Annotated in this window: 15 protein-coding genes; 2 read left to right on the forward strand and 13 right to left on the reverse strand. The window is 63.8% G+C overall.

Translation table 11 applies throughout. The features are described from left to right. Positions 1 to 9: 9 nt before the first annotated feature. The gene (locus tag PspTeo4_RS15775; protein ID WP_322364670.1) at positions 10 to 1,875 is read right to left on the reverse strand and encodes a DUF1302 domain-containing protein; all 1,866 of its coding nucleotides are present in this window, start codon (positions 1,873 to 1,875) and stop codon (positions 10 to 12) included. Between the two features lie 54 nt (positions 1,876 to 1,929). Then, positions 1,930 to 2,496: an RBBP9/YdeN family alpha/beta hydrolase gene (locus PspTeo4_RS15780; RefSeq protein WP_322364880.1), complete on the reverse strand. Its 567-nt coding sequence runs from the start codon at positions 2,494 to 2,496 to the stop codon at positions 1,930 to 1,932. A 259-nt stretch (positions 2,497 to 2,755) separates the two neighbouring features. On the opposite strand from PspTeo4_RS15780, the gene PspTeo4_RS15785 reads away from it, so the two are divergent. Continuing rightward, entirely contained in the window at positions 2,756 to 3,766 is a 1,011-nt protein-coding gene (locus PspTeo4_RS15785; RefSeq protein ID WP_322364671.1) for an AraC family transcriptional regulator, read from the forward strand. A 669-nt stretch (positions 3,767 to 4,435) separates the two neighbouring features. On the opposite strand, the gene PspTeo4_RS15790 is transcribed toward PspTeo4_RS15785, so the two are convergent. The 11 genes from PspTeo4_RS15790 to PspTeo4_RS15840 form a co-directional block, all read right to left on the reverse strand. Beyond that, a complete protein-coding gene (locus tag PspTeo4_RS15790; RefSeq protein WP_416196934.1) occupies positions 4,436 to 4,819 on the reverse strand; it encodes a Rieske (2Fe-2S) protein in 384 nt (127 codons plus the stop codon). After that, on the reverse strand, positions 4,816 to 5,478 hold the full coding sequence (locus PspTeo4_RS15795; protein ID WP_322364672.1) for a DsbA family oxidoreductase: 663 nt from the start codon (positions 5,476 to 5,478) through the stop codon (positions 4,816 to 4,818). The genes PspTeo4_RS15790 and PspTeo4_RS15795 overlap by 4 nt, the downstream gene beginning before the upstream one ends. After that, on the reverse strand, positions 5,475 to 6,809 hold the full coding sequence (locus tag PspTeo4_RS15800; RefSeq protein ID WP_322364673.1) for an MFS transporter: 1,335 nt from the start codon (positions 6,807 to 6,809) through the stop codon (positions 5,475 to 5,477). Before PspTeo4_RS15800 ends, PspTeo4_RS15795 begins: the two co-directional genes overlap by 4 nt. 123 nt (positions 6,810 to 6,932) lie before the next feature. Beyond that, positions 6,933 to 7,985 (reverse strand): 3-keto-5-aminohexanoate cleavage protein, encoded by a 1,053-nt coding sequence (locus PspTeo4_RS15805; protein WP_322364674.1) that lies wholly within the window; start codon positions 7,983 to 7,985, stop codon positions 6,933 to 6,935. Between the two features lie 35 nt (positions 7,986 to 8,020). After that, on the reverse strand, positions 8,021 to 8,869 hold the full coding sequence (locus PspTeo4_RS15810; RefSeq protein ID WP_322364675.1) for a TauD/TfdA dioxygenase family protein: 849 nt from the start codon (positions 8,867 to 8,869) through the stop codon (positions 8,021 to 8,023). Between the two features lie 10 nt (positions 8,870 to 8,879). After that, complete coding sequence (locus tag PspTeo4_RS15815; RefSeq protein ID WP_322364676.1) at positions 8,880 to 9,860, reverse strand: quinone oxidoreductase; 981 nt, start codon at positions 9,858 to 9,860, stop codon at positions 8,880 to 8,882. 138 nt (positions 9,861 to 9,998) lie between these two features. Continuing rightward, complete coding sequence (locus tag PspTeo4_RS15820; protein ID WP_322364677.1) at positions 9,999 to 10,757, reverse strand: glucose 1-dehydrogenase; 759 nt, start codon at positions 10,755 to 10,757, stop codon at positions 9,999 to 10,001. Beyond that, on the reverse strand, positions 10,754 to 11,932 hold the full coding sequence (locus PspTeo4_RS15825) for an acyl-CoA dehydrogenase family protein (protein WP_322364678.1): 1,179 nt from the start codon (positions 11,930 to 11,932) through the stop codon (positions 10,754 to 10,756). The genes PspTeo4_RS15820 and PspTeo4_RS15825 overlap by 4 nt, the downstream gene beginning before the upstream one ends. A gap of 32 nt (positions 11,933 to 11,964) precedes the next feature. After that, positions 11,965 to 12,672: a histidine phosphatase family protein gene (locus PspTeo4_RS15830; RefSeq protein ID WP_322364679.1), complete on the reverse strand. Its 708-nt coding sequence runs from the start codon at positions 12,670 to 12,672 to the stop codon at positions 11,965 to 11,967. Beyond that, on the reverse strand, positions 12,665 to 13,024 hold the full coding sequence (locus PspTeo4_RS15835; protein WP_322364680.1) for a DUF6285 domain-containing protein: 360 nt from the start codon (positions 13,022 to 13,024) through the stop codon (positions 12,665 to 12,667). Before PspTeo4_RS15835 ends, PspTeo4_RS15830 begins: the two co-directional genes overlap by 8 nt. Further along, positions 13,021 to 14,040 (reverse strand): phosphotransferase family protein, encoded by a 1,020-nt coding sequence (locus PspTeo4_RS15840; protein ID WP_322364681.1) that lies wholly within the window; start codon positions 14,038 to 14,040, stop codon positions 13,021 to 13,023. Before PspTeo4_RS15840 ends, PspTeo4_RS15835 begins: the two co-directional genes overlap by 4 nt. Positions 14,041 to 14,318: 278 nt before the next feature. On the opposite strand from PspTeo4_RS15840, the gene PspTeo4_RS15845 reads away from it, so the two are divergent. Further along, a complete protein-coding gene (locus PspTeo4_RS15845) occupies positions 14,319 to 16,976 on the forward strand; it encodes a LuxR C-terminal-related transcriptional regulator (RefSeq protein ID WP_322364682.1) in 2,658 nt (885 codons plus the stop codon). Positions 16,977 to 17,057 lie beyond the last annotated feature (81 nt).

Below are 17,057 nucleotides of genomic sequence, written 5' to 3' on the forward strand. Positions count from 1 at the left end.
AATCAGGAATCAGAAGGTGGTCTTGAACGATGCGGTGAGCATGCCGCGGTCCTTGAGCAGCGGTGCCAGGCCCGCTTGGGAGGTGATCTGCCCAGGAATGCACTGGTAGCGCCCGTTGACACCGGGGGTGTTGTTGTCGGTACCGGTTTCGCAGGTATCGAACTTGCCGAAGGAGTCGACGTACTTCAGGTCGAACTTGTACTTCTGGTAGACGTCGGCGGCGATGCCCACCGAGTAGCTGCCGGAGTCTTCGTTGCCGCCCAGCTGGATCGCCGAGTTGCCCTTCAGGCCCACGTTGTAGGAAAGCGGCATCGACAGGTCGACACCGGGCAGGGCCTGGTACCAGGTGGGCGTGAAGTTGACGGCCAGGGTGTAGGCATTGGTGGTGGCCTTGTCGACACCGCGGTAGCTGGAGTCGCCCTTGTAGGTGTGCTCGGCCTTGTCGACGCTGACCAGGTGGGTCATGGCGCCTTCCACCGCCAGCGATGAGGCGTCCCACAGCGGCGTGTCGCCAAAGGTCACCAGGCCGTTGAGCACTACGTGGAAAGTCTTGCCGCGTGCCAGCCCCGTTTCACCATTGCCGGGCACGGCGCCGATCAGGTTGGTGCCGCCCGCAGTGCCGGCCAGCGCGTCGTACAGCGGCCCGTTGATAGTGCTGAAGTTGCTGATCAGCGGCATGTTCTCGCGGTAGTTGAGGTCAAGTCCGACGCTCACCGGGCCGACGTTCTTGGCCAGGCTGATGCCATAGATGTCGATGTCGTCGGCATACGCGGCCATGTAGCTGGAGCCTGCCAGGCTGCCGTTGTGCAGGTTGGGGGCGTTGATCAGCACTGCCGGGGTCGGGTCGGAGGTGTTGCGGTAGTAAAAGCCCAGGGTGCCGTCGAGCCATTCGGGGCTCCACTTCACCATCAGCCCGTAGTCGCCCGAGTTGTGCGGGCGAATATCGTGGCCTCGGGGCGCGCCGTAAAACGCACCCGCGCCGCCCACGGCATTAGGCACCGGCAGCCAGAAGATTTCGCCGCCATCGCCGAGCATGTCATAGGCGCCCATGTAGGTCCCGCCTTCGGGCAGACGCGAGTTCTCGAACTCGAAGAAGTACTGGGCGGCGATGGTCAGCTCAGGGTTGACGGTGAAGCTCAGCGACAGCTGCTTGCGCGGAAGGAACAGCTCCTTGGTTTCGGTGCCCGGCACGTTGTACAGCTTGGCCAGATCCAGGGCCGACTGGCCGTAGTTGATGCCGTTAGCCGCGTTGAACAGCGTTTCGCCCCAGTACACCGAGTGCCAGCCGAGTTTGCCGCTGAGCATCGACTCGTCGCCGACTTCGGTGTTGTAGAACACGAAGGCATCCAGCACTTCGCCGGACGGGCCGTTGTAATAGCGGTCGGTGTAACGGCTCAAGCCATGGCGCTGCGAGGCCCCGCCTGCCAGTACGGTTCCGGCGGGCAAACCACCTGCCGGGCGGGCAAGCACCAGGTTGCCGGCATTGCCCTGCTGGCCGGGGAACGGGTTGGAATTGGAGCCGACGTTGTCGTAGGCGTGGTCGTACCAGCTGGCGGCACTGACGCGCATGCCCATGGTGTCCTGGTACACCACATCCAGTTCAGTCAGCAGGTCGACCCGTTGAGTGACCGCGCTGCCGACACTGAAGTTCTTGTCGCCGTCGTTGAGGTTGGCGGTACGGCCGATCTTGGCATTTTCGCCTTCCACGCGCTGGCCATAGCTGAGCTTGGCGGTGTTGTCGAAGCGCACACGCCAGTCGGGGTCGGCGATGTCCAGTTGAAACGCCTGGGTAGCCGGAGCAGCGGCAACCAGTATTGCCGTGGCCAGCAGGCTACGGGGGCAAGTGCAGAAGAGAACGTTCTTATTGTTGTTCATGCGATGTCTCTGCTTAGGGTGAACCAGGCCCAGGTGGCCGCCTGGCGCTACGGCTTAACGATCGAGTTGCTGGATAAGCTCCTCGGCGAACGGCCACGGGCCAAAGCCCGAGGCGGGGTTGAGATGGCCGACAGCGCCCAGCTCGACCAGCTCGCTGCCCCACTGCGCCGCCATGCGGGCGACAGCGGTTGCGCTGGCAAGGTGGTCGTTGCTGCTGGCGGCAACGATGCTGGGAAACGGCAGCGGCCGGGTTGGCAGCGGTGCCCAGCCGTTCTCGCGCAGGGATTCGGGGGTCGGGTAGCCCTGTGGCCAGTTGGCTTCGAGGTCAGGTGGAGCAGCGAGCAAGGCGCCTTTGATGGCGTGTTGGTGACGTGCGGCCCAGTGCGCAACCATCAATACGCCGGCACTGTGCGCCACCAGAATCACCGGCCCCTGAATAGCCGACAGTTCGCGCTGGATGGCCTCGACTCGGGCCGCGCAATTGAGCTTGTCGGTTTCCAGTGGTGGCACGCTGCGCACCTTGGCCAAACGTGCCTGCAACAGGGTTTGCCAGTGCTCAGGCACATGGTCACGCAGGCCAGGCACGATCAGCACGGTTGCGGTGGTTTGCAGTTTTTCCACGTCAGGCCCCTTGGTCTGGATTGGTCGGTCGCTTGCCGACTGCTTGGGGCCAACAGTAAAGAAGCGCACTGCCAGGCGCTTTACATTGGGCGTCACGCACTTTTCATTTGATGACAGCACCACGACAGGGGTTGCCGTATACGGCAAGGACTGGATCAATGGTGCGGTAAACGGCTTTGCATCCCATGACACAAGCGCTATAAGTGACTACCCGCCAACGTAGCGGAGCGCCTTTCAAGAACGCGTGGAAAACAACAAGATGACCGTCCTCGCCCGTGCTGCCAGCCTGACCAATTTTCTGGAAGTCACCCGCCATTTGGGCCTTAACGGCCATGGCCTGCTGGCCCAGGCGGGCTTGAGCGCCTCGCTGCTCGATGCCCCTGACCAACGCATACCTGTTGCGGCGGCCATTACCGTGCTGGAAGAGTCGGCGCGCCTGAGCGGCTGCGAAACCTTCGGCCTGCGCATGGCCGAGTTGCGCCAGTTATCTGACTTTGGCGAGGTGAGTTTGCTGCTGAGCCACCAACGCACCTTGCGCGATGCGTTGCAGGTGATCGTGCAGTACCGTCACCTGCTGAACAATGCGTTGGCGATTCATATCGAAGAGTCGAGCAAGACGGTGATCATTCGCCAGGAGGTGATCCTCGACCAGCCCATGCACAGCCGTCAGGCGATCGAGCTGGCGATTGGTGTGATGCACCGGTTCTGTTCGGCGTTGCTGGGGGCGCACTGGCACCCGATCAGCGCCAACTTCACCCATGCGGCGCCGGCGGACTTGGCGATTCACAGGCGGATCTTCGGCTGCAAGCTGGAGTTCAACAGTGACTTCAACGGTATCGTCTGCCCTTCGGCTGACCTTGACGCGGCCAACCCGCTGGCCAACGAGGCCATGGCGCGGATTGCCCAACGGTATCTGGATACGCTGCACAGCCAGGGCAATCTGCCGTTGGTGCTTGAGGTGCGCAAGGCGATCTTTCTGCTGATGCCGATGGGGCGGGCGACCATCGAGCACATTGCCCAGACGCAGGGGATGAACGTACGGACGTTGCAGCGGCGGCTGGAAGAAGGTGGGGTGACGTTCAGTGACCTGATCAATGGTGTGCGGCGGGACTTGGTGTTGCGGTATCTGGAAAGTCCTGGGTACTCGTTGGGGCGGATTGCCGACATGCTGGGGTATTCGATGCCCAGTTCGTTTACCCGGTGGTTCATCAACCAGTTTGGTCAGCCGCCGGCGAGTTGGCGTGCGCAGCACGCGAAAGCGCTGTCGTAAGCGCAACACTGTTCTGCCTGCCTGCCTGCCTGCTCTGCTCTGTTTTTGATCTTGCTCCTAAGCGCGCGATAGTCCAGGCGCCACAAACTGCGACTTCAGGAGGCCGAGTGGAGGTCTTGCGGAGGGAGGTGACGGGCATGGACGCCCGTCAAGCGCTGCGGCCCAGGATGGGCCGTACAGCGCGGTCCTCCCGGGAGCAAGACCGGAGCGAGGGAACCCCGGAGCGTAGCGTAGGGGCCGGATGTAGGAGCCAGACTTTTTTGGTTACTTTTTGGGGCGTTTGCCAAAAAGTGACCCGCTGTAAGAGCGGAAAGGTGATTAAGCGTCACCTTGGCAAATGGATATGCTCACCAACTTTAAAACCCACTAAAAACCAAACGGCGGCATTTAAACAGTGTGAATATCCATTTGCCATGGAGGCGCTCATTCACCTTTTCGCCTTTACGGCGACCTACTTTTGCTCTTGGGCAAAAGTAGGCAAAAACCGCTCGCTCCTACATCCGGCCCCTACGCTGCGCTCCGGGGTCCCCTCGCTCCGGTCTTGCTCCCGGGAGGACCGCGCTGTACGGCCCATCCTGGGCCGCAGCGCTTGACGGGCATCCATGCCCGTCACCTCCCTCCGCAAGACCTCCACTCGGCCTACTGACGTCGCAATTTGTGGCGCCTGAACTAGCGCGCACTAGAAGCAAAAGCAAACACAAGAGCAAGAGCGAGCGCGGAGCTGAGCCTGTTAATTAACTGCTGGTCAGGGGAGTACGATAAATACTTGATCGCCCCTCTCTCAACTTGATAGCAACCCACTTTGATTGCCGTCGAGTTAAGCAAATACCCCGTCTCCAGATTGAACCGCAAACCATGCGCCCGACACTGGATCACACGCCCTTGCAACTGCCCACCACACAATGACGCCCCCTGATGCGGACACCCATCGTCAATGGCATGCAACCGCCCATCGATATTGAACAACGCCAGGCTCTTGTCCTCGAACTCGAACAATGCACGCCCACCACAGCTCGGCAGTTTTTCGGCTGGAACAGCAACACGCCGCATCATGCCCCCACCCCCGCCGACCGCGCCAACGCCGCCCGCAACGCCCCCAGCAATACCTCCGGCGACTGCGCCCCCGACAGGTACAAATGCTGGTCGAACACAAAACACGGCACACCATTGGCCGCCATCCCCGCCCCGGCATTGATGAAGGGGCTACCATCCCCCAACAGCACATCAGCCAGCGCTTCCGACGGCAAACCACAACCCTGCGCAATGTCCAGCAGAGTGGCGCGATCACCTATGTCTTCGCCCCTGTGGAAGTAAGCCGCAAACAACCGCTCCAGCAGCGCCTCGACCTGCTGCGCCGAACCCACCCGCGCAGCACGCTGCAACAACCGGTGGGCATCAGCGCTGTTGGGCATGCGCGCAATGGTGCCAAAGTCGATCGCCTCCCCCACCAGGCTCGCCGCCTCTCGCACCTGCCGCTGGCGCTGCAGCACCGCTTGCTCACTGCCCAGCCGACGCCGGTAGAACTCAGCGAACGGCACGCCTCCAGCAGGCAGTTCAGGCAACAGTTGCACCCCCTGCCACGTCAAGCTCACCTCCACATCCGGCTGCTCTTCCCGCAACCGCTCAAGCGCACGCTGCAATTGGCGCTTGCCAATCAAACACCAGGGGCAGACGAAATCGAAGAACACTTCCACCGACAACAAACGCTTCACGAACGAGCCTCCAGCACACCATTGGCAGCCTTCACATCACCACCACCAAGCGCCAGCCGCGCCATGTCCCGGTGGTAATGGCGCTTGGCAAAAATGAACACCGCCGCAGCGCCAATGCTGATCAGCGGCACCAGTTGAAACGCAGCCTGCAAACCGATCAGGTCCGAAACCTTGCCGGTAATCAGTGGCCCGGTAGCCAGCCCCAGCAGGTTGTTGGCCAAGGTCAGCGTGGCGAACGCCGTGCCATGCACCGAGTAATGGGTCAGGTTGGCGACCATGGCGCTGGACGGGCCGTTGGTGCCCGCCGCGATCATCATGCCCAGGCAAATCAGCACCAGTTGCACCGGCCCCGTCGGTAACGCGAAGGCCACCGACAACAACAGGCAACTGCCTAGGCAATAACCAATGGCCAGGCTGATCTTGCGGTCCGGGCAATGACGCCCCAGGCGGTCGCACAGCATGCCGCACAGCACGATGCCCACACCGCTGCAGAGCACGATGACCGCAGCCACGGCGCCGGCCTGTTCAGTGGTCATCGCGTAATAACGGTTCAGGTAGCTGGGCATCCACACGATCACCGTGCCACCCACGAACAACTGCAAGCCACTGCCGACATAGGCGCTGATCACCGAGCGGCTCGAATACAACGTGCGCAGCGGGCGGAGGGCCTTTTGCGCGGCCTTGTCGGCCTGCTCGGCCAGCCGCTTGGGCGCAATGCGCGCCTCGCGCACAACAATCGGGTACAGCACCGCCAGCAGCAGGCCAAAAAACGCCATGCCAGCAAACGCCCAGCGCCAACCGAAATGGTGCGCCATCACCCCGCCCAGGCCCATGCCCAGCACCGAGCCGAACATGCCACCGGCCATGAACGAACCAGCCAGCGTCGCGCGCATCTCCCGCGGGAACACCGACACCACCACGGCAATGCCGACACTGCCGTAGGCCGCCTCGCCCACACCCACCAGGAAACGTGCAATGAACATCTCCTGGTAGTTCTCCGCCAAACCACAACCCAACGTGGCCAGGCTCCACAACACCGCCATCAGGGTCAGGCTCTTCACCCGTCCGTAACGGTCGGCCAGCAACGACAGCGGAAAAGTCAGCAACCCCACCATCAACGCGACGATACCGCTGAGCAGCCCGAGCTGGCTGTCGCTCAGGGCCCATTCGCTTTTGAGCAGGGGGAACACGGCATTGAGCACTTGCCGTGACATGTAGTCGGAGATCAACAGACCAAAGGTCAGAGCGAAGACGATCCAGGCATAGCGACGCGGGATGCCAAGCGAAGTGTCTTCACCGGCCTGGGCGGATGTGGCGTGGTAGGCGGCCATGCTGCCTCCTTGGGAATCTGGCGTAGGTTGTTTTTGTTGTTATCGGTAAAGCCAAAATCTGTGCTGCGCATGCTGTCCTCATCGCCGGCAAGCCGGCTTGCCGGCGATGGGGCCGGTCAGCCGTCACGCACGCTGCGGTACGCCCTTCTGCCCGGAACGGCGGTTGGGCGCCATGCCGTTGGCCAGCAAGGTTTGCTCGACGGTGTCGTACTGCTCGCCGATGCGGTAGATCGCCCGGGCCTCTTTGCCAGTGGCCACTTCACGGCCCAGTTCATGGGCCACACGCACGGTCTGCTGAATCTGCTGCACCGAAGTGAACGGCTTGCCGTGCTGGTCGATGATGGTGTCTTCGATACCGCAACGTGGGTGCAGGCCCATGGCGAGCGCCATGGTGTTGAACGGCAGCACGTTCTTGAGCAGCGATTCGGCAGTCAAGGTGCAGCCATCCGGCGCGCGGTGCACAAAGTTGAAGAAGTTGAACGGGTTCGGGCCGTCGAAGCCGCCGCCGATGCCGATCCAGGTCAGGTTGAGCGGGCCCTTGTAGACGCCCTTGCGCACCAGGCGCTCGAGGGTTTCCAGCGCGTGCATGCCGGTCAGCTGGAAGTGCGGCTGGATATTGCTGGCCTGCAAGCGGCGCAGGTGCTCCTCGACCCAGGCCGGGCCTGCCGGCACGGTCATTTCGCTGTAGGCCGCCTGAATGGCCGGGTTGGCCAGCGAGGTGCCTTCCAGGTATTCCGGGTACAGCAGCTCCATGATGTTCATCTGGGTGGTGTTGATCGCCACCGTCACCTGGTCCGGCTTGGGGGTGAGCTCGGCCAGCATGTGGCGGGTGTCGTCGCTCAGCCATTTGGCTGCTTCACCCTCGCCTTCCGGGGCGAAGGAAATCGAACCGCCCACCTGGATGATCATGTCCGGCACTGCTTCGCGCACGCCAGCAATCAGCTCGTTGAACTTGGACAGGCGCTTGGAACCTGTGCCATCGAGTTCACGTACATGCAGGTGCAGGACAGTGGCACCGGCCTCGTAGCAGTCGACCGCTTTTTGCACCTGCTCGTCCATGGTCACCGGGATGTCTTGCGGGAAGTCCTCGGGCATCCACTCCGGGCCGTAAGGCGCCACGGTGATGACGACTTTCTCCATGTTTTCCGGGTGCAACGAATCGTCGAAGAATTGCATGTCAGGGTCCTCGTTCTTGTTGTGGCCTGCACGGCTCAGAAAGTCTTGTCGCCAATGATTCCGGCGCGTTCCATCTTGCGGTGGCAGGCGGGGTAATCCATCACGGCGTAATGCTGGGTGCTGCGGTTGTCCCAAATGGCGATGCTGTTGGGCTTCCAGCGCCAGCGCACCTGGTATTCGGGGATGTACACCTGGCTCACCAGGTAGCGCAGCAGGTCGGCGGCACCGGGGTTGGCGTCCTGGCCGAAGCGCACCCGCTGCGGGGTGTGGTAGTTGCTGAAGTGGGTGACGAAGGCATTGACGAACAGCACCTGCTCGCCGGTTTCCGGGTGGGTGCGCACTACCGGGTGTTCGGCGTCCGGGTACTGGGCCTTGAGCGCCAGGCGCTTGTCGATGGGCATGGCCGCACCGAAGCTGGCCTCGATGCTGTGACGGGCGCGCAGGCCTTCGATCTTCTGTTTCACCTCGGCTGGCAGCTTTTCGTAGGCCAGCACCATGTTGGCCCACATGGTGTCGCCGCCCACCGGTGGGCACTCCACACAGCGCAGCACGCAGCCCAGAGGCGGTGCTTCGCGCCAGGTGGCATCGGTGTGCCAGGCGTTTTCGTAGCGGTCCACGGGCTGGTCGGGGCGCTTGTAGATCTGCACCAGGCCTGGGTGGTCCGGGTCGCTGCCCGCCACCGGATGGTCTTCCAACTCGCCAAAGCGGCGGGCGAAGGCCACATGCTCGGCACGGCTGATGTCCTGGTCGCGCAGGAACAACACCCGGTGCTTGAGCAGCTGGGCACGGATTTCGGCGAACAGGCCGTCATCATGAATCGCGTCGGCCAGTTTGACGCCCGTCAACTCGGCACCGATGGCGCAGGTCAGTTGTTCGACTTGCATGGCACAGCCCTCAGATGACGAAGATCGACGAGCCAGTGGTCTTGCGCGATTCCAGATCACGGTGAGCCTGGACCGCATCGCGCAGGGCATAGTGCTGGTTGATTTCGATCTTGATCCGGCCGCTGCTGACGTGGTCGAACAGCTCGCCTGCCAGGGCCGCCTTCTCGGCCGGGTCGGCGATATAGTCGGCCAGCGCCGGACGGGTCAGGTGCAGCGAGCCCTTCATCGCCAGGATCTGCGGGTTGAACGGTTCGATGGCGCCGGAGGCGGTGCCTACGCACACCATCAGACCACGGCGCTTGAGCGAGTCCAGCGAAGACATGAAGGTGGTGCGGCCAACACTGTCGAAGACCACGTTCACGCCCACGCCATCGGTCAGCTCACGCACGCGCTGAGCAACGTTTTCATGGCTGTAGTTGATGGTGTGGTCACAGCCATGGGCGCGAGCCACATCGGCCTTGGCGTCGGTCGACACGGTACCGATCACGGTCAGGCCCAGCAGCTTGGCCCACTGCGACACGATCAGCCCCACTCCGCCGGCCGCCGCGTGCAGCAAAATGCTGTCACCGGGCTTGAAGTCGTAGATGCGGCGCATCAGGTACGAAGCCGTCAGCCCGCGCATGGTCATGGCCGCAGCGGTTTCGAAGGCGATGGTTTCCGGCAGTTTGATCAGCGGCGCCGCCGGGATCAGACGCTCGGTGCTGTAGGCGCCCAGGGTGTTGAGAAAGCCGGTGTAGGTGACCCGGTCGCCCACCGCAACATGGGTGACGCCTTCGCCCACCGCCTGCACCACGCCCGAGGCTTCCACGCCCATGCCGTTGGCCAGGGGGATCGGGTAGGTGCCGTTACGGAAGTAGGTATCGGCATAGTTCAGGCCGACCGCGACGTGACGCAGGCGCACCTGGCCAGGGCCGGGCTCCCCCACTTCGACGTCTTCGTAACGCAGGACCTCAGGCCCTCCGGTTTCGTAAAAGCGAACTGCTTTGGCCATGCCAATCTCCCCGATCTGTTGTTCTTATGTGCGCCATGGCGCTGGTGTAGGGCGAATTTAGGCCGTTGCGTCGGGCGGCGCTTCTCATCGGACGACAGCCGCTTTTCATTTCATGACAGCGGCTGTCGAAACCGCTGATCAGTAGGCCGAGAGGCCACCGTCCACGGCGATGGCCTGGCCGGTCATGTAGCTGTTGTCGCGGGCACACAGCATCAACATCACCGCAACGATTTCATCGGGCGTGCCCAGGCGCTTCATCGGCGAGCCTTGGGCGAGAAAGCCTTGCTGCTCGGCCACTTCACTGTCGGTGACCATGGGCGTAGCGCTGTAGAACGGGCACACGGCGTTGATGCGAATGCCCTGGCGGGCGTACTCCACCGCCGCGGTTCGCGTCAGCCCCACCACTGCGTGCTTGGCGGCAGCGTAGGCCGCGAGCTTGGGCGCCCCGCCCAGGCCGGCCATGGAGGCGACATTGAGAATGACCCCACCGCCCTGGGCCAGCATCTGCCTGATCTGCTGCTGCATGCCAAAGAACACGCCCTTGGCATTCACGGCGAAGCTCTGCTCCAGTTCGTGTTCGGTGGTGTCGATGAAGCGCTTCATCGGCGTGAGGATTCCGGCGTTGTTGACGCCCACATCGAGGCGGCCAAACACCTTCACCGCCGCCTCGACCAATGCCTTGACCTGCGCCTCGCAGGTCACGTCGCAAGGCTGGGCAAGCACCTGGGTGCCGGTTGCCCGCAACGCCATGGCAACCTGCTCGAGCTCGGCACTGTCACGGTCGCCCAGCACCAGCTTGGCACCCAGGCCGGCAAGGCGTTTGGCCAACAGCGCGCCAAAACCACTGGCGGCGCCCGTGATCATCACCACCTGATCACGATATGAGTCGACATTCATGCCTGCGCCCCCGCTGCGGCCCGGGCAAGAATCTTCTTCGCCAGGCTCATGCGGTGCACTTCGTTCGGGCCATCGTAAATGCGGAAACTGCGGGCATCGCGGAAGATCCGCTCGACAACCGATTCCCCGGTCACCCCTTGCCCACCCAACACCTGCACGCAGCGGTCGATCACCCGCCAGATACCCTCCGAGCTGAGCACCTTGGCCATGCTCGACTCGAAGTTGCCGCGCTCGCCCTGGTCCAGCACCCAGGCGCAATGCCAGATGGCCAGGCGCGTGGTGTGCAGGTCCATTTCGTTGTCGGCCAGCATGAAGCCCACCCCCTGGTGCTCGCCCAAAGCCTTGCCGAACGACACCCGGCGGTTGGCGTAGGCGCACGCCTCGTCATGGGCCCGGCGGGCCTGGCCGAGCCAGCGCATGCAGTGGGTGAGGCGCGCCGGGGCCAGGCGCACCTGGGCGTACCGAAAGCCCTTGCCGAGCTCGCCCAGCACATCGCTGGCCGGCACCCGCAGGTTGTCGAAACGCAGCACCGCGTGGCCACCGGCGAAGCAGCTGTCGAGCGAGCCCATCATGCGTTCGAGGATGAACCCTGGGCGGTCGGTGTCGGTGAGGAACATGGTCGCGCTGCCGTCCTCCATGCGCGCCATGATGATCGCCAGCTGCGCGCCTTCGGCCCCAGTGATGAACCACTTCTGGCCGTTGATCACGTAGTCGTCACCGTCGCGTACGGCCGTGGTGGTGAGCATCGACGGGTCGGAACCGGCCCCCGGGCTTGGCTCGGTCATGGCGAAACATGAGCGAATGCGCCCCTGTACCAGCGGCAGCAACCAGCGGTCTTTCTGGGCCGGGGTCGCAACTTGTTCCAACAGGTGAATGTTGCCTTCGTCCGGCGCGTGAATGTTGAGGGCCACCGGGCCCAGCGGCGAGTAGCCGGCCTCCTCGAACACGATGGCCTTTTCGATGTGGCTCAGGCCCAGCCCACCCATCTCGCGCGAGGCGTGGGGTGTCAGCAGGCCTTCGGCACGGGCCAGCGCCAGCAGCTCCTGACGCAGTTCGGAAGAAGGCCCATGGGCGGTCTGGCGCGGGTCCTGTTCAAACGGAATGACGACCTCGGCGACAAAACGACGAACCTTGGCTTGCAGTTCAAGCAGTTCGGAAGGCAGAGCGAAGTGCATGGTGGGAAGTCCTTAGTTGGCAATGAGGAAAGTCAGGCGCGCAGGCGATGCGGGTCGATGGCGCTGAACAGGTGTTCCATGACGGTCTGCTGGATCGCAGCCTTGCTCGGGTCGTAGGGGGTGAAGTTGTGCGTTCGGATAATCGCCCGCACCACCTGCGTACCGCGCATGTCGACGTCGACGATGTTGAGGCAGGCGTGGTCCTGCTCGAACGCAGCCAGGCCACGCAGCCCTGCACCGCTGGCCCAGGCCAGGAGAATGCGGTTGACGGCGTCGTGGGTGACCAGCAACAGCGACGACCAGTCGGGTTCGGCCAGCAGTTGCTGGAAGCCCTCCAGCACGCGCTGCTCGAAGGCGACCCAAGGCTCGCCCCGCAAGAAGGCGGCACCGGCCAGGTGGGCGCACTGGTAGGCTTCGGTCACCTCCTGCTGCAGGCATTCATGGGGGATCTCACGCAGCCGGCCAGCACGGACCTCACGCAGTTGGCTGCACTGTTCGACCCTCAGCGGCCGTTCACCCAGCACGTGGTCCAGGGTTTGCCGGGTGCGGGGGTAGTCCGAACACACTGCACGGTCGAACGGCGTGTCGGCCAATACCTTGCCCAGCACCTGCGCTTGCCATGCGCCGGTTTCCGAAAGGGGCACGCTGCGCGGGTCCAGCGGGCGGCCGGTGGCGTCGAAATAGCTGACATGGCCATGGCGAACCAGATAACAACGGCGACGACGCAAGGGCTCAGTCATGGGCGAGTACCTTGGGGTTGCTGATGCTCAGTTGCGCACGGTTGACCTTGTGCAGCGCCGGCCACAGGCGCGCCGGGTCGAACGCGCCCTGGCGGATTTGGCGGGCCAACTCGCCACGGGCTTGCTCCAGGCTCAATTCAAGTGGGTCTGGCAGCGCCAGCAGCTCGGCCAGCACATGCCGCTCAAGCTCAATGCAGGCCGGCCCCTGTTCAATTTCGCGGCTGGCCATGAGCATCGCGCTGGCGACCATGCGCGCCTCGTAATGCAGCGTCCCCGGCATGGCAGGCAGCAGTTGCGTAAGCAGCACTTCACGTGCCGTGGCCAGCAGGTCGCAGGCATCGGGTGCGTTCATAGGTGTTCTCCACGGGTGAGCAGCAGGATTTCCTGTTCCAGTTCGGCCACCATGCGCCCAGTCAGCGCCAGCTCCAGCGAACGTTGCTGGCCAGACACATGGCGCTCGGCTTGCTGCAAGGCGATCACCGCCCAGCGCAGGTGGGCCATGACCTGCCAGAAGGCCAGCGACTCACCGTCAAGCTCCAGGGCTGACACACTGTGGTAGCCCGCCAGCATGTCCTCCAGCCGACCGATGCCACCTGCTTCCAGGTCCGGGCGACTGAAACGCCAGCAGCGCGCGGTGAACCAGCCGAGGTCCTCGCGTGGGTCGCCCCAGCCGGCGAATTCCCAGTCCAGTACGCCGGTCAGCTCACTGCCGTCGACCAGGTAATTGCCGGTGCGGTAGTCGCGGTGGATCAGCCGCGGTGGCAAGGGTGTCGGCCTGTTCTCTTCACACCAGCGCAAGCCCCACTCCAGCACCGGGTGGGCGCCCGGCAACGCATCGAGAAAACGGCGGTACTGCTCGATACTGGCGAGCGCGGGGTCTGCTGCTGGCTGGGGCAAGAACGCCAGTGCCGGTTGCGGAGGGATCACGCGATGCAGGCGCGCCAGGTTGGCCCCCAACTGTTCGCACAGGTTGGGGCGCCCCTCGGGCAGGTTGGGCGCGCGGGTCAGGTGGTGGCCGCTGGCGGTACCGCCGAGGGCCTGCATGATGAAGAATTCGCGGCCAATCACGCTGCGGTCAAGGCACAGCCACAGCGGCTCGGGCACCTTCACACCAGCCTGATGGGCGATGCTCAGCACCGCGAACTCCTGCTCACGGCTCATGCTCGCGGCCACCACCGATGCCGCGTCGGTGCGCAGTACCCAGCGTTGTGGTGTGTGGTTTACACGCCCCTGCAGCAGCCAGTTCTCCTGGATGGCACCGCCGGACAGGCGCTCGCTGTGCTCGATGACGACGGGCTGGTCCAGTAACTGCGACAACCAGGCGGACAACGCCTGCTGGATCTGCTGTGGGTGAAGAAGGCTTGCCATGGGGTTTCGATCTCACTCGTTCGCACTTGGCCAGTGCATAGGCAAGATCACTGCCAGCGTTTGAATTAATTATTTTTATTCAATAAAAACAAAGAATTACGAGATAATAGCGGTGCTGGCGCAGCCGGTGTCGTGGCAAATCTGAACGCGGTGAAAGCAAGGCTGAAAGACGCACGTCAGAAATGAAATGCCGGTGCCCTGCCTCAAGCTTCCTCGACAACAGTGCCCCTCTCTCGGCTAGGATGGCAGCACTACAAGAACGACAGTCCAAGGCCGCCATGGACCTCCCACTGCTCAAGCTCAACCAGCTACGCCCCCCCGCCGAGCCCGCCAAGGCACTGGTGCGCACACGCCTGCTGCAACAACTTGCCAGCGTCCAGGAACAAGGTGCCGTCACACTGCTGCAAGCCCCTTTGGGCTATGGCAAAAGCACCCTGCTGGCCCAGTTCGCCCGCAGCCTGACCGGCGCCACTGCCTGGCTGCGCCTGACCCCAGCCGAGAACCAGCCGCTCAGCCTGCTGCTGCACTTGCACGCGGCCCTGCGACTGCCTGCCAGCCAGCGCAACAGCTCACAGCCCGAACCGTTGTGGAGCCAGATCGTCGCCGACCTGGAAGCACGCCACGAACCCTTGACCCTGCTGCTGGACGACCTGCACCTGCTCAGCGCCCCCAACGCCTGGCAGTACCTCGACACGCTGCTGCATTTCCCGCCTGCAGCCTTGCGCCTTGTGGCCGCCAGCGAAGGCCCGCCGCGCCTGCCGCTGGCCCACCTGCGCCGAGATGGGCGCCTGCAGGTACTGGACACCCGTGAGCTGGCGCTGGACAGCGAAGAAACCCGCCAACTGGCCAGCCGTAGCGACGTGCCATTGGGCACCGACGCGCTGTACCAGTTGCGCGCGGGCAGCGAAGGCTGGATCAGCGGCGTCTTGTTCTGGTTCCAGGCCTACCGCCAGGCGCAGTACAGCAGCGGCCAACTACCCGACGACTTGCGCCCGATCACCCGCCAGGCTTACGCCGATGCCCGCCAGTTTCTGGAAGAAGAGCGCCTGCGCAAGCTTACCCCCGGCCTGCTGCAGTTTCTCGAACGTACCGCCGTCGCCCAGGTGTTCGATGCCGACCTGGCCGGCGAACTGAGCGCCACCCACGATGCCCGCGACGCCCTGCGCCAGTTGCAGCGCCTGGACTTGTTCGTCAATGCACGCCCCGGCGAGCCTACCGAATACCGTTACCACCCAGCCCTGCGTAACGGCCTCTACCAGCGCCTGGAACAACGCGACCCGCAGCACCTGCGCCAGTTGCATCGTCAGGCCGCCGATTGGCTGCTGGCGCGGCGGCGCTACACCGAGGCGATCTACCAGTTCGGCCGCGCCCGCGACCTGGACGCCGTGCTCAATGCCGTCGACCAGCACGCCTTCGAGCTGTTGCGCGAGGGCAAGGTCAATGTTCTGGTCGATGTGCTCGACGAAGTGGCCGGGCATGCCGGCAGCGACAGTTTTACCCTGGCCGTCACCGAAGCCTCCACGGTCATGGTGACCAACGATATCGCCCAGGCCAGCCAGTGCATCCGCAGGCTGCAGCGCCTGCAACGGCGCCAGCCACACCCCAAGCACCCCGAGCGGGTGCAGCAGACCGTGATGTTTCTGCGCAGCCGCCTGGCCTACCTGGGCGGCAACCTCAGCCACAGCCTGGCCATCGCCGCACAGGCGCTGCAGCGTTTCGCGCAACACAACGCAGCGCGCTCGGTGCTGTATTTCGACCGCGCCAGCTGCCTGTTCGCCCTCGGCCAACTGCCCCAGGCGTACAGCGAGGCCGAACGCGCTTTGCACGAGCTGCAAGGTTTTGGCCTGAGCGGCTACACCAACCTGCTGCACCTGCTGCTGGCCCAGATCGACCTTGCCCAAGGCAACAGCGAAGCGGCCTGGCGGCGCCTGCACGGCATGGCAGAAACGCCAGCGGCGGGCAGCTCCGGGCGTTTTTATGAGCTGTTCCGTCACCTGGGCAAGGGCCTGGCCCTGCTGCAGGCCAACCAGCTCAGCCAGGCTCGGCAATGCCTGGCCCAGGCCGAACTGTTGGCCATGGGCTTTCCCCACAGCGCCGCCTTGCCCTGGGTGTTCCACCACCAGGCCTGTCTGCACTGGGCGCTCGGCGAAACCGCGCTGGCCAAGGCACGCTGGGAAGAAGTGCGCCGCCTGGCCCGCCAGTACCGGCTGTTCACCCTCTACCGCCAGGCAGGCGCATGGCTGGCGCGCCTGGCCGTGCGTGAAAACGACCAGGATTACCTGCTCGACTGGCTCGGCCAGTGGCACTGGTGCGCACGCCAGTACGGCGATGAGTTGATGCCCGAGGAATGGCTGGCCTATGCCTGGGTGCAGCGCCATTTGGGCCAACACACCAAGGCCCAACAGATTCAGGCAACGCTCAAGGACCAGGCGCTGGCGCAGGACAACCACCGTCTGCTGCTCGATACACTGCTGCTCGAAGCCGGGCTCGCCCACGACCGTAAAGACCGCGACCAGGCCTTGCATAGCCTTGAACACGCGTTGCAGCTTTCCGACCGGCACGACTTTGGCCAGTTGTTGCAGTACGAGGGTGACACCCATCTGGAAGGCCTGCGCCAGTTGTTGCTTCAACCTGTACGCGAACAGCTTGGCTTGCAGGCGCCAGCGCCCTCACGCGAACGCCTCAACGCACTGTTCCGTCCGTTGCTGGCCGGCAAGGACCCGGCCGATTCAGCGCTGATCGTGCCGTTGTCTCGACGCGAGCTGGACGTTCTGCAACGCATGGCCCGCGGCCAGACCAACCAGCAGATTGCCGATGCACTGTTCATCAGCCACAGCACGGTCAAGACCCACATCAACAACCTGTTCCGCAAACTCGACGTCGCCGACCGAGACAGTGCCCTGTGCTCGGCCAAGGAACTGCAACTGCTGGACTGACCTCCACCGGGGGCCAGGCGCCATTTCCACCCCCCAATCCACCGGGGGGTTGGACGCCTGCCCCAGGGGCTGCCTGTTACA

Origin of the sequence: Pseudomonas sp. Teo4, assembly GCF_034387475.1 — a bacterium.
GTDB lineage: Bacteria > Pseudomonadota > Gammaproteobacteria > Pseudomonadales > Pseudomonadaceae > Aquipseudomonas.